Source organism: Corynebacterium sp. HMSC076G08 (assembly GCF_001811515.1).
GTDB classification, from domain to species: domain Bacteria; phylum Actinomycetota; class Actinomycetes; order Mycobacteriales; family Mycobacteriaceae; genus Corynebacterium; species Corynebacterium hiratae.
Genome location: NZ_KV805016.1, coordinates 69,236 through 94,367 on the forward strand (window position 1 = coordinate 69,236; position 25,132 = coordinate 94,367).

A 25,132-nucleotide genomic window follows, 5' to 3' on the forward strand; every position below is an offset into this window, starting at 1 on the left:
GGAATGACTGAACCCTCCACTCCCCTACTCAGCACCGTTTTGGACGCGCTGGGCACTGATATCGTCAGTGGCGCCCTCCCCGCCGGTGAACGTTTTACGCTCAACGACCTCTGCGAACGCTTCGGCATTTCCCGAACCGTGGCGCGCGAAGCCATGCGCGCACTGGAGCAACTGGGAATGGTCTCGTCCTCGCGCCGCGTCGGCATTACGGTGCTCCCCATCAGCGAATGGGCGGTCTACGATCCCGCCATCATTTCGTGGCGCCTGGGCTCGGAGAAAGCGCGCGATAGCCAGCGCACCTCCCTTAATGATCTGCGCCTTGCCATCGAGCCTGTCGCTGCGGGCTTAGCCGCACAGCACGCTTCCCCTGAAGATAAGGAAGAGATTCTGGGGCTGGCCCAGCGCCTCCAGGTCACGCCCACGCGGCGCGTCGGCGAGCACCTCGCCACAGATCTGCGCTTCCACGCCATGGTCCTCCACGCCTCAGGCAATGAGATGTTCTCAGCGCTGAGCCCCTACCTGCTGTCCATGGTGCGTGGGCGTTCGCTCTATGGTTCCCGCAAGCGAAACCCGACGGCCGGTACCGCCCAGCTTCACCTCGATTTGGCAGAAGCCATCAACCGAGGCGACTCACCTGAGGCAGAAAAAATCGCACGCGCCATCTTGCTTGAGGCGCGTGCGAATAAGGGTTAGAGCATGCAGGAAACGCAGCCCTCAATCTCAGTTCCCTCCAGAGCCATCTGGCGCAGGCGGATGTAGTAGAGGGTCTTAATGCCCTTGCGCCAAGCGTAAATCTGGGCGCGGTTGATATCGCGGGTAGTAGCGGTGTCCTTGAAGAACAGCGTCAGCGACAGACCTTGGTCAACATACTTCGTGGCCTCGGCATAGGTATCGATGATCTTCTCGTAGCCGATCTCGTAGGAGTCCTTGAAGTACTCCAGGTTGTCGTTGTCCATGTGCGGCGCCGGGTAGTAGACGCGGCCGATCTTGCCTTCCTTACGGATCTCAATCTTCGACGCAATCGGGTGAATCGAGGAGGTCGAGTTATTGATGTAGGAGATCGAGCCGGTCGGCGGCACCGCCTGCAGGTTGCGGTTGTAAATGCCATGCTTGGCGACGTCCGCCTTCAGCTCCGCCCACTCCTCTACCGACGGGGTGTGGATGGACGACTTAGCGAAGAGTTCCTTGACCTTCTCCGTGCGGGGAGCAAAGTCGGCCGGATCGTAGCGGTCGAAGAATTCGCCGCTCGCGTATTCAGATTCCGGGAACTCCGTGAAGTACTCGCCGCGTTCACGCGCCAGCTTGTTAGATGCGCGCAGCGCGGCATACATGATGGCCGCAAAGTAGGCGTTGGTGAAATCGAGGCCTTCCTCCGAGCCGTACTCGATGTGCTCGCGACCGAGATAGCCGTGCAGGTTCATCTGCCCCAGGCCAATGGCGTGGGAATCATCGTTGCCCTTGCGCACGGAAGGCACGGAGTTGATGGAGGTCTTGTCGGCCACGGCGGTCAAACCGCGGATGGCCGTTTCCACCGTGAGGGCGAAATCCGGGGAATCCATGGTCGCGGCAATGTTGAGGGAGCCAAGGTTGCAGGAAATGTCACTGCCCAAGGTCTTGTAGGTGAGGTCCTCATTGAGCTCCGACGGAGAGTTCACCTGCAGAATCTCCGAGCAGAGGTTCGACATGTTGATGCGCCCGGTCTTGACCGGGTTGGCACGGTTCACGGTGTCCTCGAACATGATATACGGGTATCCGGACTCGAACTGCAGCTCCGCGACGGTCTGGAAGAAGTGGCGAGCGTTGATCTTCTTCTTGCGAATACGCGGATCCTCGACCATCTCTTCGTAGTGCTCGGTGACGGAAATATCGCCGAAGGCCTTACCGTAGACCCGCTCAACATCGTACGGGCTGAACAGATACATGTCGTCGTTGTTCTTGGCCAGCTCGAACGTAATATCCGGGATCACGATGCCGAGCGAGAGAGTCTTGATACGGATCTTCTCATCCGCGTTCTCGCGCTTGGTGTCGAGGAAGTTCATGATGTCCGGGTGATGCGCGTTGAGGTAGACCGCACCAGCACCCTGACGAGCACCCAGCTGGTTGGCGTAGGAGAAGGAGTCCTCGAGCAGCTTCATTACGGGGATGACGCCGGAAGACTGGTTCTCGATGTGCTTGATGGGTGCGCCCGACTCGCGGATATTAGACAGCAACAGAGCGACGCCGCCGCCGCGCTTGGACAGCTGCAGAGCAGAGTTAATGGAGCGACCAATCGACTCCATGTTGTCCTCAATACGCAGCAGGAAGCAGGAAACCAGCTCGCCGCGCTGCGCCTTGCCGGCGTTGAGGAACGTCGGGGTGGCCGGCTGGAAGCGGCCGGTCATGATCTCATCGACGAGGCGCTCCGCCAGCTTCGTGGCGCCGTCAGCCAGGAACAAGGCAGTCATGGATACACGGTCCTCGAAGCGCTCGAGGTAGCGGCGGCCGTCGAAAGTCTTCAGCGTGTAGGAGGTGTAGTACTTGTAGGCACCCAGGAAGGTCTTAAAGCGGAACTTAAAAGCGTAGGCGCGCTTAAACAGGGACTTGATGAACTCAAAGTCATACTGCTCGATCAGTTCCGGCTCGTAGTACTTGTTTTCTACCAGGTAGCGCATCTTTTCTTCCAAGTCATGGAAGTAGACGGTGTTCTGGTTGACGTGCTGGAGGAAGAACTGGTTCGCGGCCTCGCGGTCCTTGTCGAACTGAATCTTGCCGTTTTCGTCATACAGGTTCAGCAGGGCGTTGAGCGCATGGTAGTCCAGCTGCTCTTCCGGCTTCACAGGTTCAGCGACGGTCTTACCCAGTTGCGTGGTCACGACTTTCACGGGCCTTTCTTTGCTATGGCGAAATGGAGAGATGGGTTGGTAGGAATTAAAGCCTTAGGCGGCTAAACCTAAAGCGGCCGCGTTGGCCAAGAGGCCTTCACGGCAAATTGTGACATCTTCCTCGGTTCCGAGAAGTTCGAAGCGGTACACATAAGGAACCTTACACTTGGCTGCGATGACCTCGCCGGCCTTGCCAAAGTCACTGCCGAAGTTGCTGTTACCTCCAGCGACGACAGCACGAATGAAACCGCGGTTGTGTTCGTCATTCAGGAAACGAATGACTTGCTTGGGGACAGGCCGCGTGTTCCGCCCGCTCATCGATGCCCCTCCCCCATACGTCGGACAAATCAAGACGTAGGGTTCATTCACGGTGAGGGGCTCATCACTGAGGCGCAGCGGGATGCGGACGCTGGGAAGGCCGAGCTTCTCGACGAAGCGGTGGGTGTTTTCCGTAGCGGAAGAGAAATACACGACCAACATGGTTTTGTCCTAGGCGCTCGCCGCCATCGCAGAGAGTGCCTTGATGCGGTCAGGACGGAAGCCGGACCAGTGCTCACCGTGCGCCTCAACGACCGGCGCTTGGACGTACCCCAGAGCCATCACGTAGTCGCGGGCATCATCATCAAGGGAGATATCCACCGTCTCGTATTTGAGGCCAGCACGGTCGAGGGCCTTCTTGGTGGCGTTGCACTGGACACAAGCTGGCTTGGTGTAGAGGGTGATGCTCATGTGACGTTCCTTTAGCTTCCTTCGGCACTACACGCGGAGTGACTGTTGAATTCGATACGAGCAGAGCGTTTAGCGGCTCTGCATGCGAGCTCTGAGCGGTGATGTAGGGCCGCCGCCCGAGCAACATCAACGACACTATACTTTGTGCCCGCACCCCGCAACTAACACAATATGTAGTAGTTACATGGCTGGTATTCCCAGGATGTAACTCGGCCCGACCCCACATGTTGACACCCCGCCACAACCCCCGCCGTCACGGCGGTAACTACACGGGTGATATTCCCTGCACGTTTACCAAACGTTCACTCAGTTTGTGACAAAGTCCACAAAAGGGAGCAGATCACCCGCGACACCCTCCCCCGGCCGTGAAGGGAGGCATAAAAAATCCGCCGCCCCCACAACGCGGGGACGGCGGACCAAGGACACTTGTTTCTTAGCCCTGGCGAGCCTTGAAGCGCGGATCCTTCTTGTTGATCACGAAGACCTTACCGTGGCGGCGAATAACCTGGGCGCCCGGCTTCTTCTTCAGCGACCGAAGCGACTTGCGAACCTTCATCGGGCGCTCCTTTCGTTATGCGCAATCTTGATGCGATTGATTAGTTCAAAGCACAGCTGGGCAAACACCCAGCAATGACACGAGGAAAAATATTACCCCACGAGCGCCTCATTACCAAAACACTCACGTCATCGAGAAGTAGCCACGCCAACTTTTCCTCGAACCAACCTCGCAGACCCTCGGACCACCGCCGCGCGTGATGGCTACCATGGTCGCTATGACACAAGCATCCAGGGAGCTTCAGGAAGAGATCATCGCTGCGCTAGGGGCGAAACCCTCCATTGATCCGGCAGAGGAGGTTGAACGCCGCGTCGACTTCCTCGCCACGTATCTACGCAACACCGGCGCTCAGGGCTTTGTCCTCGGCATTTCCGGTGGTCAGGATTCTACCCTTGCCGGTCGCTTGGCCCAGCTGGCCGTCGAGCGTGTCGATGGCGCTCACTTTTGGGCCGTACGTCTTCCCCATGGCACGCAAGCGGACGAGGACGATGCGCAAGTAGCGCTCGATTTCATCCAGCCCGATTACCGGCTCACCATCAACATCGCGGACGCCACAGCGGCTCTCGACGGCGCCGTTGCTTCCGCACTCAACACGGAGCATTTGGACGATTTCAACCGTGGAAATCTAAAGGCACGTCTGCGCATGTCCGCCCAATATGCGGTGGCTGGTGAGGTCGGCGCACTCGTTATCGGAAGCGACCATGCCGCCGAAAACGTCACGGCTTTCTTTACCAAGTGGGGTGACGGCGCCGCTGACGTCATCCCGCTCGCCGGACTCAACAAGCGTCAGGGCGCTCAGCTTCTCGAGCACCTGGGGGCGCCCGAGTCCACGTGGAAGAAGGTTCCCACCGCCGACTTGGAGGATGACCGCCCACAGTTATCTGATGAGGAAGCACTCGGCGTGACCTATGCCCATATCGACGACTACCTCGAGGGCAAGGCCGTGCCTGACGACGCCCGCGAGCGCATCGAAAGCCTCTGGCGCCGCGGCGCCCATAAGCGCGCCATGCCGCCAGGACCCACTAGTGCCTAACGCCTCACAAGGAAGACTATCCGCCCAACGCTTCGAGCGTGGCACGTGCGGCCCGCTCGAGCGGTACATAATACGCGGGACCATGCGTCATCGAATGAACCGCCAGCGGGTGTAGTTGATGCACCGGCACCCACTGGTGATACTCCTCCCCCACCCCATAACCACGCAGTATCTCGCCATAGTACGGCGTGCCAAATAGCTCCAGCATGGCCAAATCCGTCCACGGGTGTCCGCCGTGTGCGGCTGGGTCGATCATCACGGCCGACGAGGCAGTAAACAATACGTTTCCTGCCCACAGGTCGCCATGAATTCGCGCCGGTTTCACGTCCCACTCAACGGCTTTTATAGCCTCGCATGCTTGTCGAACTATCCCCTGTAGCTCTTGAGGCAGTCCTCCTATAAAAGGCGACACCCGCTGCTCGGCGTAGAACTCGCCCCAGGATTCGCATGGTTCGCAGCGTTGTTCCACGCGTCCAATGAAATTCGCGCCCTCCCAGCCCGCCGGCGGCGCGCCGAAAGCGGGCGCTCCTGCTTCATGGACCGTACGGAGCGCAGCACCAAAAGCGCGGGCAGCGAGGGCACTCGGTCGCGACTGCTCAACCCGCCGAGTGCTAATAGATGTGGGGGTGACTTCGGCGACGTCCACGACGACGTCGCCATGCGCCTGCGCCAGCCATCTCAACCCAGCAGCCTCGGCACCAGCTTGATCAGGACGGGACACGGTCTTGGTGAAAACATCCATGTTCCCAGCATAGGAAAAGGCCGGCTCCATAACAGAGACGGCCACTGGTGGAGCTAACGGGATTCCATCGGTTTCTAAATATTACCCCTTGCCTAGCTGGCATTATGCCTATTTAACCTGCATTTATTTTAGGTAATTTCTAACATCATTATATGACACAAAACGGCGCTAGAGTTCCCCGAAGGTTCCCCAATATGCAGAACGAAAACGAAAAGAAAAAGGCCCGAAGTATAAGCCCCATCGTTCGTGGGGGCGAATTGAGCAACGCGGAAAAAATAGGTGGCGTGCCAGTTTCAAACACCAAGGCATTTTGCACAGAGCACCGATCACCTTTAAAGAAAAGAAGGACGCCGAAAGTTGGTTGAACCGCAATAAGGCAGACATCGATAAGGCAGAGGCATCGGGGATTAAATGGATCTCCCCCGCTGAAAAAGAGAAGCTAGAGCTGACAAACAGCACAACCGTGGAACAGCTAATAGACCTTTGGCTAAACGAGAGCGACAGCATTACAAAAGAGAGCACTAGGCAATTCCATCGCCGCCGGATGACAGCCTTCTCCTTGAACTCAACGGAATACCTTCTAGGCATAGTTCAATCCTTCCTTAGCTGAGGAACTAAACCCAGGACGCTTCACACACTCGATTAAGCTGCCCTTGATCAAATAGGCGTTTCACCAGGTCTTCAAGCGTGGACTTCCGCTTGGATTGAATCGTCAATGAACTCGCGGATGCCGTGCACCTGTCCCCTTCCACTTGTATCCGACGAGTCCATGCACTGGAGAACGCTGGAATTATTCGGGGTTACGTTGCCCTGTTTGTTCCCACAAAGGTCGGCAAAGGATTTACCGCCTATGCCAGAGTTTGGCTCACCAGCCAGGACCTTGAGACTGTTGAGCGATTCATTCAAGAGAGTCAGCCACTTCCAGAAGCCGTGGAATGCCACCTCATGGCTGGTGAATGCGATGTCATGCTGCGAATAGTGGCGGCCGATCTCACCGCTTATCGTCAATTTCAGATCGACCATCTCACCCGCATCGATTGCGTCCACAACGCGAAAACTGAGGTGCACATGGAACAGGTAAAATTAACGTCAGAATTATCTGTTTGAATTTGATACTTGGTGGCTCCACGTTGGGATCATCAACGGTGCTCCAGACTCTGGGTCAGCGATGATCTTAGAATCCACACCAAATACGGTGCGCACGAGCTCTTCAGTAATAACGGTTGCAGGATCGCCGGTGGCTACAACTTCGCCGTCTTTCATGGCGATGATGTGATCGGCGTAGCGCGCTGCCTGGTTCAAGTCATGCAATACGGCGACCAGTGTGTAGTCCCGTTTCCGGTTGAGCATGCGGCAAAGTTCCAGCAACTCAATCTGGTAGCTGACGTCTAAGAATGTGGTAGGTTCATCGAGAAGCAAGATTGGCGTCTGCTGCGCCAACGCCACCGCCATCCAGACGCGTTGGCGTTGACCGCCCGAGAGTTCATCGACAAGCCTGCCTGAAAGCTCCCTAATTCCGGTTGCCTCCATGGCCTCTTTCACCGCCTGCTCATCCTCGGGCGACCAAGGCTTGAACAAACTCTGGTGCGGGTAGCGTCCTCGTGAGACCAGATCGATGACGCGAATGCCGTCCGGGGCAACCGGGCCTTGCGGCAGAAGACCCACTTCACGCGCTACTTCTTTGGTGGGCTTTTTGTGCAAAGACTGCCCGTCTAAAAGAATCTTCCCCTCTTGCGGCGCAATCAAACGGGTCAAGCTCTTGAGCAAAGTGGACTTGCCGCAGGCATTGGGGCCAACGATGACCGTGAACTGGCCATCTGGAATCTGAAGATCCACGCCTGGGCAGATAACTTTGTCGCCGTATCCAAGCTGGGCGTTTTCTACTAGAAGTCGTGTCATTTGCGTCGGCCTTCTCTCATGAGCAACCACAGGAAGTACACGCCACCGATGGATACGGTGACAATACCTACTGGGAGCGGGGATTCAGGGTCAATTCTTTGGGCAACCGTATCGGCGAGTATTAACAGGAAAGACCCCACGGCTGCGGTGGGGGCCAGCGCCAGGCCATCAACGTGTACCAGGCGACGGGCAATCTGGGGCGAGGCCAGCGCGATGAAGGAAATCGGCCCGGCGGTGGCAGTTGCCAGCGCCGTTAATCCGATGCCGGCAACAACTGCCAATAGTTGCACCCTGCGGACGTTTTGCCCCAGCGCAACCGCGAAAGGAATACCAATCTGCATCAAACGCATCGGGCGCGCCAGCAGTGCTGCCATCAGGATGAACACGGCAGAACCACAAAATGCCAGCAGCAGCGAATTCCAGGAGGTGCCGGAGAGATTTCCCGCGCCCCACAAACTCGCCATGATGGCATCTTCCACCGTGGCAGTGAGCAAAATCCACACGTTGACCGAGGCCAGCATGGCGCTGACAGCAATGCCAACGATGATAAGACGCACGCCACCAGCGAATCCGCGCTTGGAGGCAAGGAAGAACACCACCATCGCGGTAGCGATACCTCCAGTGAGAGCCCCCAACAACGTAGCGGTGGTGCCACCGCCGAGAATCAACATGACGATGAGCGCGCCAGTGTAGGAACCGGTCTGAAAACCAATCACATCCGGTGAGCCCAATGGATTCGCGGTGAGGTTTTGAAAGATAGCTCCACTCATGGCCAGTGTTGCGCCCAGCAGGATTGCCAGAAGCGTGCGCGGTGCGCGCCATTCCACCACAATCATGTTGGTGTAGGAATCACCGTTGCCGGTCAACGCCTGGAACGCTTCACCAACGGTGATGGATGCAGAACCATCAACCAAGGAGTACACCGCAATCAGCGCAGTCGCCAATAAGAGTCCACCTGTGACGACAGCTGTGCGCACCCCGATAAGCATCACCGGGCGTTCTTTGGGACCGATGCGGAAAATCTTTCGCCCGAATTCAAGCTCTTGCTTCGTATCCGGATTCGTTGTGTGAACCATCGCGCTTAAACCTCCGGAATGCGGTACTTACGCACCATGTAAATCAACAGCGGTGCGCCAACGAATGCAGTTACTACTCCCACGGGCACTTCCCCAGCAGTAATCACGCGACCTATAACATCACTCACGCCCAAAACCGCTGGGGCCAAGACGATTGAATAGGCCATAATCCACCCTTGATGTGGGCCCACGATCATGCGGGATAGATGTGGTGCCAACAGCCCAATAAATCCGATGGGCCCCGCCGCCGCAGTAGCGCCACCGGCTAGCAGTGCAATTGCTACCAATACCACCAGCCTGGTTCTTTGCGGGTGCGCGCCCATAGCAACCGATGCCGCTTCACCCAGTGAAAGCACATCCAATGCGCGAGTGCTGGCCAGCGCAATAAGCAAGCCTACCAAGATAAATGGGGTGATGGACAAGGTGGCATCGAGAGGCTGCGATGCTGTGGTGCCCGCTGACCAGCCACGCATGCGTTCCAAAACTTCTGAATTGGTCAGCAACACCGCGGATGCAAAACCGCCCAGCACCGCCCCCAATGCCACACCGGACAAGGTCATGCGCACCGGACTGCCACGCAATGGACCACTGTTGCCAATGGCGAAGACCACCGCCGAGGTCACAATCGCACCAGCAAAAGACCACCACATGTACTGGGAGATATCTGTAACCCCAAAAAATGCCAGGCCAACAACCACCATGAGAGAAGCACCCGCATTAACGCCCAAAATCCCCGGGTCCGTCATTGGGTTTCTGGTCACAGCCTGCATCAAACCACCCGCGACCCCCAACGCACTACCGGCAACCAACACCAGGAAAGTACGTGGAACGCGAGACTGCCAGACCACCTGCGATACCGGATCCGCCGGATCCGGGTTAATCAGATAATGAAAAACATCCGACGGTGGAATGCTGCGTGAGCCCACCATCATGCTCAACACCAGCGCACCGGCACATAAGACCGCAATGATAATGAAACCAATGAGCCGGTTGGCCGGAGCAACTGGCCTTTCCACAGCCTTCGGGGCTGTGGAGGTGGTGGAACTTGCTGGCATAAAAGACTAGCTCACCTTGTCGTAGGTCTCTACCTTGTCTGCAAGATCCTGCAGCCAATCGGCATAGTTACGGCTGGTCAACGCACCCTTGGAAGACCACGTGGATACCTGGTCTGCCTGGACAGCTGGAAGGTTGTCCCACAGCTCCGCAGTAAATGGCGCCTCTGGGTCATAGTTTTCTACCAAGATGACATCAGCAGGGTAGGTCGAAGCATCTTCCCACGCCACTCGACCCCACGGGTTTCCTTCCGCTGGTGTGTCTGGGCCTGCGATGTTTGCGCCAAGTTCTTCCAGCATGTCCGCCTGCGGGAAGCCCACGCCGGTATAGAGCATTTCCTTGGTTGGGCTGGTCAGCAGGAAGTTGTAATCCTTGCCGTCTACTGCTGCGGTGAACGCTTCCTTGGCCGCTGCGAAGTCTCCATCTGCCGCCACGATGTTGTCAGCTTCTACGTCTGCGCCGAAGAACTCTGCAATCTCGCGGGTATCCGCAATCCTTTGATCAATAGAGCCTTCCGATGGCAGCGGCACGAAAGGCGCAACGCGCTGCAACTGAGCGTTGACGTCTTCATCGAACCAAGACCAACCCTTCGCGTTACCGTTGCCGATGATGGCATCCGGGCGCAGTTCAGCCAGCTTTTCCAGATCGATCTCAGCATCTTGGCCGATGGTCTCAATACCTTCGATGTCAGCATCACCCATCAACGCTGGGTTGTCACACTCAAAACCAAACAACGCATCCGGCTCAATGCCGTACTCGTGCAGAGAGCTATAGGCGTAGCAGTCCATAACGATGGTTTCTGGCTGGTTTTCGAAGTCGATGTTTAGCCCCTCAATACTGGGGTGGGACAGAGTCAGCTGCTCACCGTCGCCAGCCGCTGCATCTTCCCCCGAGGCTTCTTCCCCCGAGGTGGAGCACGCCGCAAGAACGAGGGCTGCAGCAGCACTTAAAGCCATCAATGCCGTCTTTTTCACTTGTTATTTCCTTTGCTGGGAATAGGGATCAATTAACCATGGCAAATATACACCACTTGAGTAGGGTTGCCTAACTTTCAATAGGTAGGACTATTCATTGTAAGGATTGATATACCAAAGATATAGACTCGACACTAGACGGTCAACCATTTACACCTGGCATCGCTTAGCGCAGTTCAATCCCCTTTAACATTTGGAAGAGATTTCGAAAATGGCTGAGACACCAAGCGTCAGCGTTAATCTAAAAGCGCTGGCTGAAGAACTGCTAAATAAGGCGGCTGGGACAGAAAGCGGGCGTGCAACCCACGTGTTCCGCGCAGTGCCTGGTGGTTCCCTTTTACAGGTCTTGCTTGTCCTGAAAGACGGCAAGGAATTGTCTAAGCACGAGAACCCTGGCGAGGCACTCTTGCACGTATTGAGCGGAAAAGTTCGGCTTACCGCAGACGACGATTCACTAGAGTTGAGCGCCGATGAGCATGCTGTGGTGCCTCAGTAGCGTCATGGACTGCTCTCCTTGGAAGACTCAGCAATCCTGCCGACCGTAGTGCGCAATCGCGCCTAGATAGCGTTCCAGCTTCCTAACGCTCTGGCTTCGTTGCCACGATTGCCACGGCGTTGAGGTGCTCGCTGTGCGTGTTGAAGGTTTTTCGCATCTGCAGCACCCGCTTGCGGGCATCGGAGTTATTCCGAAGGTTCTTCACAAAGCACAGCGTGCCTAAGAATCCTTCATCGGAAAGAATTCGACGCGGCTGCAGCAAAGCCATCGGCGCGGTCTCAACCTTGGCGGCTTTAAAAAGCCATTAGCCTCAAACACTGCCGTCCATTCGCCCAAGGTCAGCGGACACGCGTTCACCCTAATTGCGCGCGCAAGGCTTTGGCGGATTTCATCCTTCACCCCATCTGCTAGTTCTTCAGGAACTAGCCCCAGTTCGTGAATGGCGTACCGCCCACCCGGACGTAGGATGCGCGCAGCCTCTGCAACGATTGCATTCTTAGCCTTCTCACCCTGCATGGTGAGCATCGCTTCCCAATCACAAGGTCAGCCGACTCATCGGCCAGTCCAGTTTCAGCGGCGTCGGCCTCAATTAGCTTTGCACGCAGGCCAAAGACGCGGCGCACTGCAGCCACAGCATCCGGATCACTATCCGCACCTGTATAACTCGAAGGCGTGAGCTCAAGAATCCTACCCGGCGTGCGCCCAAGACTAGGCGCTGGTTCAACTACATCAACGTTCGGAATTCCGGATAGTTCGAGCAATTCATCTGTTAGTCTGCGCCCGCCGAGGCAAAGGACTCACTTTCCCAATTTGGCCAAAAGCCAGTGGCCTTGCATGGATTCATCCGCACGTGATGTGCCGATCATTTGTTCACTCATGAGGACCTGATTGCCCTCCCCAATGAATCAGTCCGGTTTTACCAGTTCGTCGACCACGTCCCCGGCACTCAACCTTGGATTTCACCTGGCTTTAAACACAGTCATAACCAGACGTCAACAAAGAATTCCCCAGACAAAAATAAAACCCTCTGACCAGTGGAAAGAGGGTATAAAGTGGAGCTAACGGGATTCGAACCCGTGACCCCCACACTGCCAGTGTGGTGCGCTACCAACTGCGCCATAGCCCCAAAGCTGTATTGAATTATGAAGTGGAGCTAACGGGATTCGAACCCGTGACCCCCACACTGCCAGTGTGGTGCGCTACCAACTGCGCCATAGCCCCTCATACGAGGTGCAACCTTCACGATTGCAACTCGTATCAATATATCCGCTCCCCATTCACTCACCAAATCGCGAGTTGGGACGCCTTATTTAGTGACGATGTCAACCCATTCCATGATGGACGTGTTCTGGTCTTCCGGAATGTCCTTGCCATCCTTGATGATTCGCGGCGAGGAAACCTGGCCGGTTTCGCTCTCCAGCTTTTCGTAGTTCGAGGTCACCAGTGGGTTTCCTTCACCAACCGGGGCTTCTTCAATGGCCTTTACCGTGGCATCATCTGCGCCCAGTTCCTTCGCGGCAGCAGCGAAGTCTTCCATCTCCCACTTGTTGTACACCTTGGACTGGTTCTCCATGAGGTACTTACGCAAGTTCCAGTAGAGCTTGGCATCACCGGTCTTTGCTACCTGCTCCATCGCAGCTGCCGCCTTGGAGGAGTGGCCCGTGTTGGACTTGATGCTCTCCAAGCCGTTTGGGCTGCCGTCAAGGAAGTTGAGGGTGCGCACGTGCACGACGAGCTCGCCCGCATCAATCGCATCCTTCATCTGCTCGTCGGTTTCCTTCGCCAGGTCACCACAGTGCGGGCAGGAGTAGTCCTCGTACAGGTCTACTTCGGTTGCGTCCTTTGCGGCATCCGCAGACTTGAGGGTTACCGCATTGTCCGCGAGGGAAATCTCCAGGGAGACATCCTCGGCGGCGTAGTCCCCCAGCGCATCGGTCTGTGCGCCTCGTCCTTGATAGACGATGTAGCCGATGACCACGGCAATAATAACCAGCAGAACAGCGAGGCCCCAGACGAATCCACTATTGCCTTTGGAGTTGGGGTCTTTGACTGTACTCATGAAACAACCTTGCCTTTATGACTTAAGTTCGAACAGATGAAAAGCCTACACACCGCTGTTAAGGGTGCAATGCAAACTTGGTGAAAGGACGCTTGATCGTCCACACCATTAAGACAGAATAGAAGACATCTCGCAGAAGTGTCATCATGTAATTCATCACTTGCGCGTCTTCATCAGGGCTCACGGAGAAGCAGCCGCAATCAATTCCGAGTCCCCGCGCCCACGCCTGCGCGATGCCGATCATGAACAGCACCAGAACTATCTGCCCAACCCACGCCGATGGTCGCAAAAACAGCCCCAGCAAAAGCAGCAGGCCGCCACAGATCTCCAGCGGGCCAATCAGGTAGGACAAGTAGTGCGACCACTCAGGGGTAAAGATTTCATATGCCTTGATGCTTTGCGACACCGCGAGCTGATCCGTCAGCTTCGACGCCCCCGCCTTGATCCACACATAGGCCATATAGAATCGCGCGAATGCACTAATGATGTCGAGCACGAGTGGTGCGCTGATTTTGGTTTTGGTCACGGAGTTAGCCTAACAATCTACGGGTGCAGGGCATAGCGGCGGTAGGGGCGGCGGATGGTCCAGACGGTGAGGGCGAGGAAGAAAGCGTCGCGAAGCAGCGTCAGTGCGTAGTTCATGCCCTGACTTACGTCGGCGGGGTCGTAGCCAAAACACCCGCAATCGATGACGAGCCCCCGCGTCCACGCCTGCGCGATGCCCACCATGAACAGGACCAAGACCACTGCAGCGACTGCCGACGCCTCCCTCAAGAACAGCCCCAACAACAGCAGCACCCCACCCATGAGTTCCAGGGGCCCGATGAGGTAGGCCAAGTATCCGGACCACTCCGGGGTAAAGATGCCATAGGCCTCAATGGCCTGGGTCATCTCCATCCGGGCATCCAGTTTCTGTATGCCGGCGATAATCCACACGGCGGCCATTCCCCAGCGCGCGAGCGCGCTGATGAGGTCAGGCACCGATATGGATTGTGGAGATGTCATAAACCACTAGCCTAGCCGCAGAACTAACCTCCGAGAACCTGTGACACCAGCGCCTGCGCTTCTTCTTGCACCTGCTTGAGGTGTTCTTCGCCACGGAAGCTCTCGGCGTAAATCTTGTACTTATCCTCCGTGCCGGACGGGCGCGCGGCAAACCACGCATTCTCCGTCGTCACCTTGAGGCCGCCGATCACCGCGCCGTTGCCCGGCGCCTCAGTGAGCTTGGCGACGATCTCCTCGCCCGCCAGCTCCGTCGCCGTCACCTGCTCCGGAGAGAGCTTCTTCAGGATGGCCTTCTGTTCGCGGGTAGCCGGGGCATCGGTGCGCGCATAGGCCGGCGCACCATAGTCCTCCGCCAGCTCCGCGTAGCGCTGCGACGGAGTCTTACCCGTCACTGCCAGGATCTCCGCGGCCAACAAGTCCAAGATGATGCCATCCTTGTCGGTGGACCACACGCTCCCGTCGAAGCGCAGGAAGGAAGCACCGGCGGATTCTTCGCCGCCGAAGCCGAGGGAGCCGTCGACAAGCCCCGGCACAAACCACTTGAAGCCCACCGGCACCTCCACGAGCTCACGCCCCAGGCTAGCCACGACGCGGTCGATCATGGAAGAGGACACCAAGGTCTTGCCCACACTCGCATTTCCCCACTGGGGACGGTGGCTAAACAGGTACTCGATGGCCACCGCGAGGTAGTGGTTCGGGTTCATCAGCCCAGCATCCGGCGTAACAATGCCGTGGCGGTCAGCGTCAGCATCATTACCGGTAGCCAGGTCATACTTGGACCGGTTATCCACCAACGAAGCCATGGCATCCGGGGAGGAACAGTCCATGCGGATCTTGCCGTCGGTATCCAACGTCATAAAGCGGAAAGTGCCGTCTACCTCTGGGTTCACCACCGTCATGTTGAGTTCGTAATGCTCGGCGATGGCCGCCCAGTAGTCCACCGAGGCGCCGCCCATCGGGTCCGCTCCGATGCGCACGCCGGCGTCCTTGATGGCCGCCATGTCCACGACGTTGGCCAAATCGGACACATAGGAGTCGAGGTAATTGTGCTTCACGCAGCGTTCATCCAGCACGCCGTTGACCGGCGCGCGCTTCACACCCTCGAGCCCGGCGCGCAGGTAGTCGTTAGCCTTTGCTGCAATCCAGTCGGTGGCATCGGTATCCGCCGGACCGCCTGTCGGCGGGTTGTATTTGAATCCACCATCGCGCGGCGGGTTGTGAGACGGGGTGATAACAATGCCATCGGTGCCTGGGTTGGTCAGGATGGCGTGGGAAACAGCTGGCGTTGGGGTGTAGCGGCCGCGGTCATCTACACGGACCTCCAGTTCGTTGGCTAGGAGGACCTCGAGGGCGGAGACCATGGCGGGTTCGGACAGGGCGTGGGTATCACGACCGATGAAGATGGCGCCCGTGGTGCCCTGCTCGGCGCGGTAGTCCACGATGGCCTGGGTGATGGCCAGGATGTGGGCCTCGTTGAAGGCGGTGTCCAAGGCGGAGCCGCGGTGCCCAGAGGTGCCGAAGGAAACCTGCTGGTCAGGGTTATCGGCGTCGGGGGTGCGGGTGTAGTACGCGGTGACCAACTCCGCGATATCGATGAGATCCGAAGGCTGGGCTAGTTGGCCGGCGCGCTCGTGTGCCATGGTGGTTTCCTCCTTGGGGATGTGGATGTACCTTAAGCTTGCCTGCTTCACGACGTTTTCGCATCCCAACTAGGATGGTGCCTATGCCACAGATCCTTCTTGTGGGCTGCGGGACCGCGCTCGGGGCGCTGGCCCGCTTTGGCCTTTCTTCGCTTCTCGGGGGCGGCGCGCTGCCGCTGTTGCTCATCAACGTTGTTGGCAGTGCTGTGATGGGCTATGCCAAGCCGCCCGCGTTCTGGGGCACGGGTTTCTTGGGTGGGTTCACCAGCTTTGCCGCGTTTGCGTATCTCACTTCAGGTTTCGGGCCGGCGCAGGCGGGGGCATATGTCCTGGCAACGGTCCTGGGATGCACCGTGGCGTACCTGGTCGGTGACCGTCTCCAGGCTCGGAGGCGCGCATGATGCTCTCCATCTTGGCTGTGCTCGCCGGCGGTTTTGTGGGCGGTTGCGGGCGCTACCTGTTAACCCGCATCCTGCCCTCCCCCACGTGTACCTTCGCCGCGAACCTCATCGGCTCTGCGGTGGCCGGCGTGGCCTATGGCTACGCCACGCACGCGCACACCGCCGAGTTCTTCCTCCCCTTGCTCGCGGCCGGCGTGGCGGGCGGGCTATCGACATGGTCCACGTTGGCCAAAGAGCTCGGTGACATGATTAAGGCCAAGCGCTGGTGGCGCTTGGCGCGGTATCTCTTCTGGACGGTGGGCCTGGGCATCGTCCTGGCGTGGCGCGGGGCGTGGGTCGGCTCGCTTTTGGCCTAGCCTTCTCACCGCACTCCGCGTCTAAGCGCGCGAAGTGTTAGTCGGCGATGGCGTCCAACGGCGGGGTCTTTGCCGCGCGGTGGGCCGGCCACAGGGCGGCCAGCACACCGACGATGCCGGAGCCGACGAGCATGACGACGAGCATCATCCACGGCACCGTCGTGGAGTCGAGGCCTTCGTCCGCAAGCACGGAAATGAAGGACCACCCCATCCCCAGCCCCATGAGGATGCCCATGAGAGCGCCGAAGAGCGCAATCTGTACCGACTCCACGGTGATCATCGTGCGAATCTGGCGGCGCTGGGTGCCCACCGCGCGCAGCATACCAATCTCCTGGCGTCGTTCAATCACGCCCAAGGTGAGGGTATTGACAATGCCCAGGATCGCGATGACCACAGCCAACGCCAGCAGCGCGTAGAGGATTGTGAGCATCTGGTCAATCATGCCGGCGGCCTCGCCTGCGAATTCCTCGCCGGTGCGCACCTGCACCACGACGAGGTCCTTGACGGACTCCTCCAGGTTGGCGCGCAGCTTTTCCTTGTCATAGCCTTCCTCCGCGTTCACGTAGACCAACATGACGTTGAGGCTAGCCGGGTCGACGACCTCCGTTGCCGCGGAGGCGGAGACAGCTAAGCGCGGGAGCATCTGGAAGGGCTCATACGTGCCGAGGAGCTTCACCTGCGTGGTACGAGACGGATCCGGGCCCGCCAGCTCATAACTCTGGCCGACCTCCCAGCCCTGCTCTGCAGCTAGATCGGCTTCGGCGATGAAGCCCGGCTCCTCGCCCGTCTTCAGCGATCCTTCCACCAGGGTGAGGTTAAGGACGTCATCGGCGTTGCCGTCAACCACCTGGCTGATCGCCATCTCCGGGCTGTAGTTCATGGAGGCCTGACCATCGACCTGCAACGGCGCGGTACTCATCGCCACGACCTGCCCGGCGCCCTCGGTATCGCGGGCGCGCTGCGCCGTCTCATTCGGCGTTGGGAAGTTGCCCGATGTCGGACCCGACAGCAGAAAGTCCGCGCGGGCGTCCTGCTCCACGGCATCCGCGACCGAGGTTTTCATCGTCGCGCCAAGCATTCCGATCGAGGTCACCAGCGCCACGCCCAGCATGAGGGCGAAGGCGGTGGCGGCCGTACGGCGCGGGTTCCGCGCCGAGTTCGTCGACGCCAACTTGCCCACCGCACCAAACGGTGCACCAATCACGCGGCCAATCGCCGGAACGATGGGCAGGGAGATGGCCGGTCCAGCCAGGAAGAAGCCGAGGATGAGGTTGAGCGCGCCAAGACCCACGAGGGAGGCACGGATGCCCGTGGAGGCGTCGATAAGCACGCCGAGGACCGCGAAGATAATGCCCGCGACAAGCAACAGTCCACCCAGCACGCTGCGCACGAGGAGCGAAGAACCGGCAGCAGACTCGGTGGTGCGCATGGCTTCCACCGGCTTTACCGCACCCGCGCGGCGCGCCGGCGCCCACGCGGACACGATGGTGACCACCGCGCCCAAGAGCAGCGGCACGACTACTGCACTGACGCTCAGGCCCAGACCGCCGCCCATGGGCATGTCTTTAGCTTCAAAGACTGCCTTGATGATCGCGACGAGACCCATACCTGCCACCACGCCGACGGCTGAGCCGACGAGCCCCACGATGAAGGCCTCCGTCACCACCGAGCGCGTAATCTGGCCGCGGGATGCGCCGAGCGCGCGCAGCAGCGCGAACTCCTTGGTGCGCTGGGCCACGATCATGGAGAAGGTATTCGCGATGATAAACGTGCCCACCAGCAGCGCGATGAGGCCAAAGGCGATGAGGAAGTAGTTGACGAATTTCAGAGCAGAGGAAATCTGATCCGACAGCTCATCGGCCAGCTTCTGGCCGGATTCCGCCTCGACCTCGAAGGTGTTGTTGAGGTGCTCCACGAGCGCATCGGCATCGACGCCGTCGGCCGCAGCGACCTTCAGCTGGGAAGAGTCTCCATAGCGCTCAACGAAGGCCTCGTGCTCCATGAGCAAAGTCAGACTGGGGCCCTGGTCCACCACAGGCTTGACGACGCCCACGACCTTCACCTCATCGCGCTGGTCCGGGTGCACGACGAGGAGGGTATCGCCGACGTGAATGCCGAACTTCTCGGCTGCGGAATCGTTGATGAGGACTTCGCCGGTCCCGTGGGGCTCGGAGCCGTCGACAAGCGTGGCGGGCTCACCGACGGATTGATCCTCCGGGTAGTAGGGCTGCACGCTGGACGTGCCCCCGCCGGTCTGGAACGCCTCGGCGTCTTCGTTGGCCACCACGACCGTCTGGCTGCTTTGCATGTTTACCGCGCGAACGTCGGGGTCGGCGGCGATGTCATCGCGCATCTTCTGATCCAGCTTCGGGCCGTTTTCCTTCTGGCTCACGGCCGCATCCACGCCGGTAAATGCTGTCGAGACAGCGGAGTCGAACGTATTCGACAGCGAGTTGGTGAACATGAAGGAGCCCGAGATGAACGCGGTACCCAGCACCACCGCCAGCAGGGTCAGGGCAAGGCGCAGCTTATGCGCGAGAATATTGCGCACGGAGACCGTGCGCATGGTGTTCTTTGTGGCCATGCTCTAGCCCTCGATTTCTGCCATCACGGCGTGGATGGACTCCATGGTCGGATTCATGAGCTCATTAACCAGGCGGCCATCGGCGAGGAAGACCACGCGGTCAGCGTACGAAGCGGCCTTGGCGTCGTGCGTAACGATAACCACGGTCTGCCCATCCTTGTCCACGGCGGTACGCAAAATGTCGAGCACCTCGGCGGAGGAGTTCGAATCCAGGTTGCCGGTGGGCTCATCACCGAAGATGATCTCAGGACGGGAAACCAGGGCGCGCGCACACGCCACGCGCTGCTGCTGGCCGCCGGAGAGCTCGGCCGGGCGGTGGTTCAAGCGGTGGGACAGGCCAAGGCGCGTGGTGACCTCATCAAACCACGCCTTATCGACCTTGTTGCCAGCGATATCGGAAGGCAGCGTGATGTTCTCTGCCGCGGTCAACGTGGGCACCAGGTTGAAGGACTGGAAGATGAAACCCAGGCGGTCGCGGCGCAGGGCGGTAATGTCTTTATCGCTGAGCTGCGACATATCGGTGTCACCGATGAAAGCCGAGCCGGACGTCGCCGAATCGAGGCCCGCCATAGTGTGCATGAGGGTGGATTTGCCGGAGCCCGACGGGCCCATGATGGCGGTAAAGGTATTGCGCGCGAACTCAACGTCGACGTGGTCCAACGCGGTGACTGCGGTATCTCCCTGACCGTATTGTTTGAACAGGTCAACGGCGCGTGCCGCGGCAGTCGTCGTTGGGGTGGTCATGGACGTGTTCTCCTTATAGATGGGGAAAGTAACGTCACTACCCTATCTTGCCCTGGGTAAGTTATGTGACGCGTGTGGTCTAAAATATGCTCCATGCGCGCATCCCTTTCCGCTCTAGAGCATTACGACCGTTGTGCCGAAGCAGCCGCGGCTCAGGTCATGCGCCACTACTCCACCAGTTTTTCCCTGGCCACGCGGCTTCTCTCACCCAGGGTGCGCGTGGATATCCGTAACTTATACGCCATGGTGCGCACGGCCGATGAGATCGTCGACGCGGGGCTTGCTCCCCAGGACGCCGCCGTGCTTCTCGACGCCTACGAGGCCACCGTCCGCGCCGCCCCCTCCCAGCGTTTTCACGCCGACCCCGTGGTGCACGCGTATGCGCTCTCCGCGCGGCGCTGCGGGTTCCAGGACGAGCACATCGCAGAGTTCTTTGCTTCCATGCGCTGCGATCTGACCCAGAGCACGCACACACACGACTCCTTCGAGAACTACGTGTCCGGCTCCGCGGAAGTCATTGGGCTCTTGTGTTTGGATGCTTTCTACGCCGGTCAGGCGCGACCGGCCGGCATCGAGGAAGGCGCGCGGCGCTTGGGCGCGGCGTTTCAGAAGATCAACTTCTTGCGCGATCTGCGCGAGGACTCCGCAGACCTCGGCCGCTCATATTTTCCAGCGCTGCCCGATCCCACCGGCTTGGACGAAGGGAAAAAGGCTGCCATCATCGCTGATATTCGCGAGGACCTGTCTGTAGCGCAGGGTGCCATCGAGTTGCTGCCGCGCGGCTCCCGCATGGGCGTGGCGGCGGCTACCGCCCTCTTTACTGAGCTCACCGACCAGCTCGAGGCAACCCCCGCCGTCGAGATCCTCACGACAAGGGTGTCGGTATCACCAGCGCGTAAGGCCTTCCTCGTGAGCCGGGCAGCTGCATCGGCGGTGAAATAAACATGGGCAAGCGGGTTGTCGTCATCGGCGCTGGCATCGCGGGGCTTGCCACCGCGGCGTTGATGCTGCGGGAGGGCTGGGACGTGGTCGTCGTCGAGAAGCAGCGTAGCGTCGGCGGGCGGGCGGGAGTCCTAGAAGTCGACGGCTTCCGTTTCGATACGGGGCCTTCGTGGTATCTCATGCCGGAGGCTTTTGATGAATTTTTCCGGGCCTGTGGGACGAGCACCGAGCGTGAGCTGGACCTCGTCCCCCTCTCGCCTGCGTATCGCGTGTACAACGAGGACGGCGCGTTCCTAGATGTGGAGAGCGGCGTGGAGGAGGTCGCGCACCTATTCGAGTCTATTGAGCCGGGCGCGGGTGAGCGCGTACGGGCGTATTTGGCGCGCTCCTCCGACGTCTACGCGGTGGCGCTGAGCAGCTTTTTGTACACCACGTTTTCGCGCCCTACTGAGCTGCTGACACGGGAGGTGCTCACGCGGCTGGGCACGCTCGCGATGCTGCTGACGCGTTCGCTGGACAGGCTGGTAGCGGCGCAGTTTCAGGACTATCGCCTGCGTCAGGTCCTGACCTATCCGGCGGTGTTTTTGTCGACCGAGCCTCAGGCCGCGCCGGCCCTGTATTCCTTGATGAGCCACACCGACCTGGTCGAAGGTGTGCGCTACCCGCAGGGTGGCTTCGCCGCGGTGGTCGCGGCGATTGCGCGCCAAGCGGAGGGTGCAACCTTCCTCATGGGTACCGCGGTGACGGCAATTGAGTGCACGGACGGGCGCACAACTGGCGTGCGGCTGGATGACGGCCGCTTCATTTCTGCAGAGGCCGTGGTGTCGGCGGCGGACCTGCGCCACACCGAAACCGCGTTACTGCCAGAGTCAGCGCGGACCTACCCGGAAAGCTACTTCGCACGGCGCGATCCGGGTTTGGGTACGGTTCTGGTGTTCCTCGGCGTCCGCGGCGAGCTGCCGCAGCTTGAGCACCACACTCTGTTGTTTAGCAAGGACTGGGAGCCCGATTTCCGCGCCGTCTACCACGGCCCGGAGGCCTCGCGCCCGCTCGGTGCTTCGGAGTCGATCTACGTGTCGAAGACATCCGCGACGGATCCTGACGTGGCGCCGGAGGGCTGCGAGAACCTCTTTGTGCTCGTCCCTGTGCCGGCGGAAGAAGCGTTTGGCCACGGAAGTGCCTACAACGACACAGAATCTGCCCGCGTCGCCGCGATTGCTGACGCCGCTATCCACCAGCTAGGCACATGGCTTGGCATTCCGGACTTTGCCGAGCGCATCGTCATGCGCCGAACGGTGGGGCCCTCTGATTTTGCGCAGCGCTATAACGCGTGGGCAGGTGGAGCGGTGGGACCTGCACATACGCTGCAGCAGTCCGCGTTCTTCCGTGGGCGCAACGTCTCGCGAAAACTGAAGAACCTGTTCTACGCGGGCGGAACGACCGTGCCGGGCGTGGGAGTGCCAATGTGCCTTATTTCTGCGCACAACGTCCTCACGCGGATGCGTGAACAGCGCTAAACGTTGGGCCCGAGTGCACTCTCAATTCGCGCTGAATTCCCCCAGTGCTGACCCCCGTGACAGAACTTGGTTCTCAGTCCCCACTCCACGGCATGGAATTCACGAAAAGGCCGTGCAGCGCTGCATAGCGTAGTCTGAGGAGGTTGACGTCGAGTGGAAAGGCGAAGCGATGGCAGAAACTACTGAGCAGGCCAGCGAGACCGTAGAGTCATGGCTGAAGCAAGAAGACGCTATCGATCCTAAAAAGGCCCCTCGTCTCCAGGAGCTCTTAGCCCGCGTTCCCCGTCAAGACCTCATCGCGATTGTGGAGCGGCAAAATGCTCTCCGCGCTGCGCTAGCCCTCCGCCTGCTGCCGCGGGAAAAGTCCATCGCAGTCTTCGACGCACTCGATGCAAAGCACCAAGCGGACATCATTGATGAGCTGGGCAACGCCGATGTCTACGAGTTTTTCGACGAGTTGGACCCCGAAGACCGAGTGGCGCTCTTGGATGAGCTGCCCGCGGAGATTGCGGATCGCCTCCTCCGTTCACTGACCCAGACTCAACGCGACGTGACCGGAGTGATCCTTGGATACACGAAGGGCTCCGTCGGGCGTCGTATGTCGCCAGAGGTGCCCGACATTCACCCGGAAATGAGCATGGAAGATGCCCTGTACACGCTCCGGGATACGGCCGATGAACTGGAGACCATCTATACCGTTCCGGTGACGCGCAAGGACCGGCGTCTGGTGGGCGTCGTCAGCCTGCGCGAACTCTTCACGGCTGAGCGCGGTGTACTCATTGAGGACATCATGAACGAGCCGGTATATGCATACGCGACTGCCGACGCCGAGGAGACCGTGCGGTGGTTCTTGCCCCTCGATATGCTAGCTCTGCCAATTGTGGATGATTCACACCGCCTCGTCGGTCTTCTTACGTGGGACGATGCCACGGACATCATGGAAGAAGCGGACAGCGAGGACTCTGCTCGTTCCGGTGGTACGGAAGCGCTCCAGCAGCCTTACTTGTCGACGCCGTTGCTCAAGCTCGTTCGCTCCCGCATTCTCTGGCTGCTCGTGCTCGCTGTGTCAGCTCTGCTGACCGTGCGGGTTCTCGATTCCTTCGAGGACACCTTAGCCAAGGCGGTTGTACTGTCGCTGTTCATCCCTCTCCTCACCGGCACGGGCGGTAATACTGGAAACCAGGCAGCGACTACTGTGACCCGCGCGCTCGCGCTTGGCGACGTCCGAACGCGCGACCTCCTTTCTGTAATGTGGCGCGAGCTGCGCGTCGGAATGCTGCTCGGCGCCGTACTGGGACTGGCTGGTCTCGTCTTGGCGACGGTGATCTACGGCCTCGATATCGGTATCGTGATCGGCTCCACCCTGTTTCTTATCTGCTCAATGTCAGCGACAGTTGGCGGCCTCATGCCGATTGTGGCAAAGACGGTTGGCGCGGATCCCGCTGTCTTTTCTAACCCGTTCATTTCCACGTTTTGTGACGCGACGGGCTTGATTATCTACTTCTTCATCGCAAAGTCCGTGTTGGGCATCTAGCCCGATAGAAACTGCCGCGCTCCGTCGCGCAGCCCGCCGATATTCTTGTGCCCGCACTAGAGCCGCACTATCTTCGGCGCGCGGCTGAAAAGCTGTGCATACACCTGCATGACGCTTGCGCCACTTGCTACACGGTTACCCCTCTCCTCTACCGGGCTGAACACCATCGATTTCTGCATCCAACTGTCCACCACAAAAAGTGTCGCTGCGACCTCTATTGCCGCCTTCACGAACAAACCCGAACCATAGGAGCACAAGGTGCGCTTTGCTTTCTGCAAGCGTCCTGAAGTCATCAGCGAAGCAGTTCCCGCCTGACGTACGAAGAAAATGCCTGCGGCACGCGGCTTTGTGCTCAGTGTCAACCAATAGTCGCGTTGGGCAGCCACACGCAATCCTTCACCTAACCCGCCAACAATCCGATACCTATGTTGAGGGCGGCATGTAAGACTGAGCACTCAATGACGCTACCGGAGCGAAATCTCACCGCCCCAAGTATCCACCCACCGAGGAATTGAACCGGAAGTACGGGCCACAGATGAGCATCAAAGCTCAACAACACCACATGGGGCAAAAGGAAAAGGGCCGCCTGAAAAGTGTTTCCGGCCCACAATCCCCAACGCCGAAGAAGTAAACCCCCGAGAAATCCTCGGAAGAAAAACTCTTCGCCTGCAGCCCTTAGAATCGCGGCAACGCTTACCCCTTGAACAAGAACGACACCCGGCATGCCGAGACTATCCGTAGATACAAGACGGATACCAAGATAACCTATTCCAAGCAGCACAGGGAACAAGATGACACTTAAAGCTGCTGCCTGCAGGTTTCCCCAGCGCCAACCCACATTTGCCCGAGCTCGAGACACCCCGATTGACCCGCGTCGGACAAGGGGACCTGACCCCCGTTAGGTAGACACCTGATATCCAGCCCGGTTGGG

General features: G+C 59.1%; 26 protein-coding genes, 2 tRNA genes and 1 pseudogene. 9 read left to right on the forward strand and 20 right to left on the reverse strand.

The annotated features are described in order from the left end of the window. The first annotated feature begins 3 nt into the window (after positions 1 to 3). Positions 4 to 693 carry a FadR/GntR family transcriptional regulator gene (locus HMPREF2806_RS03015; protein ID WP_070516118.1) on the forward strand — a complete coding sequence of 230 codons (690 nt, stop codon included), beginning with the start codon at positions 4 to 6 and terminating at the stop codon, positions 691 to 693. Here HMPREF2806_RS03015 and nrdE read toward each other — a convergent pair. From nrdE to ykgO, 4 genes are all read right to left on the reverse strand, one after another. Beyond that, positions 690 to 2,852 (reverse strand): class 1b ribonucleoside-diphosphate reductase subunit alpha, encoded by a 2,163-nt coding sequence (gene nrdE, locus HMPREF2806_RS03020; RefSeq protein WP_070516134.1) that lies wholly within the window; start codon positions 2,850 to 2,852, stop codon positions 690 to 692. The two genes, HMPREF2806_RS03015 and nrdE, sit on opposite strands and share 4 nt — an antisense overlap. Before the next feature lie 63 nt (positions 2,853 to 2,915). After that, positions 2,916 to 3,341, reverse strand: a complete 426-nt coding sequence (gene nrdI / locus HMPREF2806_RS03025) for a class Ib ribonucleoside-diphosphate reductase assembly flavoprotein NrdI (protein WP_070516120.1) — start codon at positions 3,339 to 3,341, stop codon at positions 2,916 to 2,918. Between the two features lie 9 nt (positions 3,342 to 3,350). Further along, complete coding sequence (nrdH, locus tag HMPREF2806_RS03030; RefSeq protein ID WP_046647387.1) at positions 3,351 to 3,590, reverse strand: glutaredoxin-like protein NrdH; 240 nt, start codon at positions 3,588 to 3,590, stop codon at positions 3,351 to 3,353. 433 nt (positions 3,591 to 4,023) lie between these two features. Beyond that, entirely contained in the window at positions 4,024 to 4,146 is a 123-nt protein-coding gene (gene ykgO / locus HMPREF2806_RS03035) for a type B 50S ribosomal protein L36 (RefSeq protein WP_003847162.1), read from the reverse strand. A gap of 217 nt (positions 4,147 to 4,363) precedes the next feature. Between ykgO and nadE the strand changes: the two genes are divergently transcribed. Then, positions 4,364 to 5,179: an ammonia-dependent NAD(+) synthetase gene (gene nadE, locus HMPREF2806_RS03040; protein WP_369799707.1), complete on the forward strand. Its 816-nt coding sequence runs from the start codon at positions 4,364 to 4,366 to the stop codon at positions 5,177 to 5,179. A gap of 16 nt (positions 5,180 to 5,195) precedes the next feature. Here nadE and HMPREF2806_RS03045 read toward each other — a convergent pair whose 3' ends face one another. Then, positions 5,196 to 5,921 (reverse strand): fructosamine kinase family protein, encoded by a 726-nt coding sequence (locus tag HMPREF2806_RS03045; RefSeq protein ID WP_175973587.1) that lies wholly within the window; start codon positions 5,919 to 5,921, stop codon positions 5,196 to 5,198. Between the two features lie 732 nt (positions 5,922 to 6,653). Between HMPREF2806_RS03045 and HMPREF2806_RS14000 the strand changes: the two genes are divergently transcribed. Beyond that, entirely contained in the window at positions 6,654 to 7,028 is a 375-nt protein-coding gene (locus HMPREF2806_RS14000; RefSeq protein ID WP_198525906.1) for an Lrp/AsnC ligand binding domain-containing protein, read from the forward strand. On the opposite strand, the gene HMPREF2806_RS03060 is transcribed toward HMPREF2806_RS14000, so the two are convergent. From HMPREF2806_RS03060 to HMPREF2806_RS03075, 4 genes are read right to left on the reverse strand one after another with little or no spacing between them, the layout of a single operon-like run. Beyond that, a complete protein-coding gene (locus HMPREF2806_RS03060) occupies positions 7,017 to 7,820 on the reverse strand; it encodes an ABC transporter ATP-binding protein (RefSeq protein ID WP_046647391.1) in 804 nt (267 codons plus the stop codon). The genes HMPREF2806_RS14000 and HMPREF2806_RS03060 overlap by 12 nt on opposite strands. After that, complete coding sequence (locus HMPREF2806_RS03065) at positions 7,817 to 8,896, reverse strand: FecCD family ABC transporter permease (protein WP_046647392.1); 1,080 nt, start codon at positions 8,894 to 8,896, stop codon at positions 7,817 to 7,819. Before HMPREF2806_RS03065 ends, HMPREF2806_RS03060 begins: the two co-directional genes overlap by 4 nt. A 5-nt stretch (positions 8,897 to 8,901) precedes the next feature. Further along, on the reverse strand, positions 8,902 to 9,951 hold the full coding sequence (locus tag HMPREF2806_RS03070; protein WP_083306493.1) for a FecCD family ABC transporter permease: 1,050 nt from the start codon (positions 9,949 to 9,951) through the stop codon (positions 8,902 to 8,904). Between the two features lie 6 nt (positions 9,952 to 9,957). After that, positions 9,958 to 10,923 carry an ABC transporter substrate-binding protein gene (locus tag HMPREF2806_RS03075; protein WP_049155214.1) on the reverse strand — a complete coding sequence of 322 codons (966 nt, stop codon included), beginning with the start codon at positions 10,921 to 10,923 and terminating at the stop codon, positions 9,958 to 9,960. Positions 10,924 to 11,134: 211 nt separating this feature from the next. On the opposite strand from HMPREF2806_RS03075, the gene HMPREF2806_RS03080 reads away from it, so the two are divergent. Next, on the forward strand, positions 11,135 to 11,419 hold the full coding sequence (locus tag HMPREF2806_RS03080) for a cupin domain-containing protein (protein WP_046647394.1): 285 nt from the start codon (positions 11,135 to 11,137) through the stop codon (positions 11,417 to 11,419). Positions 11,420 to 11,501: 82 nt separating this feature from the next. On the opposite strand, the pseudogene HMPREF2806_RS03085 reads toward HMPREF2806_RS03080, so the two are convergent. The 7 genes and pseudogenes from HMPREF2806_RS03085 to pgm form a co-directional block, all read right to left on the reverse strand. Continuing rightward, positions 11,502 to 12,297: pseudogene (locus tag HMPREF2806_RS03085) on the reverse strand (methyltransferase domain-containing protein). Positions 12,298 to 12,472: 175 nt separating this feature from the next. After that, positions 12,473 to 12,545: transfer RNA gene (locus tag HMPREF2806_RS03090), tRNA-Ala, on the reverse strand. Between the two features lie 22 nt (positions 12,546 to 12,567). Further along, a tRNA-Ala gene (locus HMPREF2806_RS03095) sits at positions 12,568 to 12,640 on the reverse strand. Between the two features lie 85 nt (positions 12,641 to 12,725). Further along, positions 12,726 to 13,478: a DsbA family protein gene (locus tag HMPREF2806_RS03100; RefSeq protein WP_049157657.1), complete on the reverse strand. Its 753-nt coding sequence runs from the start codon at positions 13,476 to 13,478 to the stop codon at positions 12,726 to 12,728. A gap of 58 nt (positions 13,479 to 13,536) precedes the next feature. Continuing rightward, a complete protein-coding gene (locus HMPREF2806_RS03105) occupies positions 13,537 to 14,004 on the reverse strand; it encodes a MauE/DoxX family redox-associated membrane protein (protein ID WP_070516121.1) in 468 nt (155 codons plus the stop codon). A 17-nt stretch (positions 14,005 to 14,021) separates the two neighbouring features. Next, entirely contained in the window at positions 14,022 to 14,483 is a 462-nt protein-coding gene (locus HMPREF2806_RS03110) for a MauE/DoxX family redox-associated membrane protein (RefSeq protein ID WP_049157654.1), read from the reverse strand. A 23-nt stretch (positions 14,484 to 14,506) separates the two neighbouring features. Continuing rightward, entirely contained in the window at positions 14,507 to 16,123 is a 1,617-nt protein-coding gene (gene pgm / locus HMPREF2806_RS03115) for a phosphoglucomutase (alpha-D-glucose-1,6-bisphosphate-dependent) (protein WP_070516123.1), read from the reverse strand. Between the two features lie 83 nt (positions 16,124 to 16,206). Between pgm and HMPREF2806_RS03120 the strand changes: the two genes are divergently transcribed. After that, complete coding sequence (locus HMPREF2806_RS03120; RefSeq protein WP_070516125.1) at positions 16,207 to 16,524, forward strand: fluoride efflux transporter family protein; 318 nt, start codon at positions 16,207 to 16,209, stop codon at positions 16,522 to 16,524. Further along, positions 16,521 to 16,880, forward strand: coding sequence for a fluoride efflux transporter FluC (locus HMPREF2806_RS03125; protein WP_070510605.1), 360 nt, complete (start codon positions 16,521 to 16,523; stop codon positions 16,878 to 16,880). Before HMPREF2806_RS03120 ends, HMPREF2806_RS03125 begins: the two co-directional genes overlap by 4 nt. A 37-nt stretch (positions 16,881 to 16,917) precedes the next feature. On the opposite strand, the gene HMPREF2806_RS03130 is transcribed toward HMPREF2806_RS03125, so the two are convergent. Beyond that, positions 16,918 to 19,464, reverse strand: a complete 2,547-nt coding sequence (locus HMPREF2806_RS03130; RefSeq protein WP_070516127.1) for an ABC transporter permease — start codon at positions 19,462 to 19,464, stop codon at positions 16,918 to 16,920. 3 nt (positions 19,465 to 19,467) lie between these two features. Beyond that, a complete protein-coding gene (locus tag HMPREF2806_RS03135; protein WP_070510608.1) occupies positions 19,468 to 20,208 on the reverse strand; it encodes an ABC transporter ATP-binding protein in 741 nt (246 codons plus the stop codon). Between the two features lie 93 nt (positions 20,209 to 20,301). Here HMPREF2806_RS03135 and HMPREF2806_RS03140 point away from each other — a divergent pair, with 93 nt between their 5' ends. The 3 genes from HMPREF2806_RS03140 to mgtE all read left to right on the forward strand — a co-directional run bounded on the left by HMPREF2806_RS03140 (position 20,302) and on the right by mgtE (position 24,201). Then, the gene (locus HMPREF2806_RS03140) at positions 20,302 to 21,150 is read left to right on the forward strand and encodes a phytoene/squalene synthase family protein (protein ID WP_070510610.1); all 849 of its coding nucleotides are present in this window, start codon (positions 20,302 to 20,304) and stop codon (positions 21,148 to 21,150) included. A gap of 2 nt (positions 21,151 to 21,152) precedes the next feature. After that, a complete protein-coding gene (gene crtI, locus HMPREF2806_RS03145; protein ID WP_070510611.1) occupies positions 21,153 to 22,667 on the forward strand; it encodes a phytoene desaturase family protein in 1,515 nt (504 codons plus the stop codon). Between the two features lie 169 nt (positions 22,668 to 22,836). Next, positions 22,837 to 24,201: a magnesium transporter gene (mgtE, locus tag HMPREF2806_RS03150; protein ID WP_046647407.1), complete on the forward strand. Its 1,365-nt coding sequence runs from the start codon at positions 22,837 to 22,839 to the stop codon at positions 24,199 to 24,201. 56 nt (positions 24,202 to 24,257) lie between these two features. Here mgtE and HMPREF2806_RS03155 read toward each other — a convergent pair whose 3' ends face one another. Together HMPREF2806_RS03155 and HMPREF2806_RS14005 are read right to left on the reverse strand one after the other, a co-directional pair. Beyond that, positions 24,258 to 24,587, reverse strand: a complete 330-nt coding sequence (locus HMPREF2806_RS03155) for a hypothetical protein (protein ID WP_049157640.1) — start codon at positions 24,585 to 24,587, stop codon at positions 24,258 to 24,260. 14 nt (positions 24,588 to 24,601) lie between these two features. Further along, the gene (locus HMPREF2806_RS14005) at positions 24,602 to 24,925 is read right to left on the reverse strand and encodes a CPBP family intramembrane glutamic endopeptidase (protein ID WP_070516130.1); all 324 of its coding nucleotides are present in this window, start codon (positions 24,923 to 24,925) and stop codon (positions 24,602 to 24,604) included. Between the last annotated feature and the right edge of the window lie 207 nt (positions 24,926 to 25,132).

Coding starts and splice junctions, on each gene's coding strand:
- HMPREF2806_RS03015 (WP_070516118.1), top strand. CDS start 4: ATGACTGAACCCTCCACTCCCCTACTCAGCACCGTTTTGGACGCGCTG.
- HMPREF2806_RS03130 (WP_070516127.1), bottom strand. CDS start 19,464: ATGGCCACAAAGAACACCATGCGCACGGTCTCCGTGCGCAATATTCTC.
- HMPREF2806_RS03080 (WP_046647394.1), top strand. CDS start 11,135: ATGGCTGAGACACCAAGCGTCAGCGTTAATCTAAAAGCGCTGGCTGAA.
- HMPREF2806_RS03100 (WP_049157657.1), bottom strand. CDS start 13,478: ATGAGTACAGTCAAAGACCCCAACTCCAAAGGCAATAGTGGATTCGTC.
- pgm (WP_070516123.1), bottom strand. CDS start 16,123: ATGGCACACGAGCGCGCCGGCCAACTAGCCCAGCCTTCGGATCTCATC.
- nadE (WP_369799707.1), top strand. CDS start 4,364: ATGACACAAGCATCCAGGGAGCTTCAGGAAGAGATCATCGCTGCGCTA.
- mgtE (WP_046647407.1), top strand. CDS start 22,837: ATGGCAGAAACTACTGAGCAGGCCAGCGAGACCGTAGAGTCATGGCTG.
- HMPREF2806_RS03125 (WP_070510605.1), top strand. CDS start 16,521: ATGATGCTCTCCATCTTGGCTGTGCTCGCCGGCGGTTTTGTGGGCGGT.
- HMPREF2806_RS14005 (WP_070516130.1), bottom strand. CDS start 24,925: ATGCCGGGTGTCGTTCTTGTTCAAGGGGTAAGCGTTGCCGCGATTCTA.
- HMPREF2806_RS03060 (WP_046647391.1), bottom strand. CDS start 7,820: ATGACACGACTTCTAGTAGAAAACGCCCAGCTTGGATACGGCGACAAA.
- nrdI (WP_070516120.1), bottom strand. CDS start 3,341: ATGTTGGTCGTGTATTTCTCTTCCGCTACGGAAAACACCCACCGCTTC.
- HMPREF2806_RS03045 (WP_175973587.1), bottom strand. CDS start 5,921: ATGGATGTTTTCACCAAGACCGTGTCCCGTCCTGATCAAGCTGGTGCC.
- ykgO (WP_003847162.1), bottom strand. CDS start 4,146: ATGAAGGTTCGCAAGTCGCTTCGGTCGCTGAAGAAGAAGCCGGGCGCC.
- HMPREF2806_RS03070 (WP_083306493.1), bottom strand. CDS start 9,951: ATGCCAGCAAGTTCCACCACCTCCACAGCCCCGAAGGCTGTGGAAAGG.
- HMPREF2806_RS03110 (WP_049157654.1), bottom strand. CDS start 14,483: ATGACATCTCCACAATCCATATCGGTGCCTGACCTCATCAGCGCGCTC.
- HMPREF2806_RS03120 (WP_070516125.1), top strand. CDS start 16,207: ATGCCACAGATCCTTCTTGTGGGCTGCGGGACCGCGCTCGGGGCGCTG.
- HMPREF2806_RS03140 (WP_070510610.1), top strand. CDS start 20,302: ATGCGCGCATCCCTTTCCGCTCTAGAGCATTACGACCGTTGTGCCGAA.
- nrdH (WP_046647387.1), bottom strand. CDS start 3,590: ATGAGCATCACCCTCTACACCAAGCCAGCTTGTGTCCAGTGCAACGCC.
- HMPREF2806_RS03135 (WP_070510608.1), bottom strand. CDS start 20,208: ATGACCACCCCAACGACGACTGCCGCGGCACGCGCCGTTGACCTGTTC.
- crtI (WP_070510611.1), top strand. CDS start 21,153: ATGGGCAAGCGGGTTGTCGTCATCGGCGCTGGCATCGCGGGGCTTGCC.
- HMPREF2806_RS03065 (WP_046647392.1), bottom strand. CDS start 8,896: ATGGTTCACACAACGAATCCGGATACGAAGCAAGAGCTTGAATTCGGG.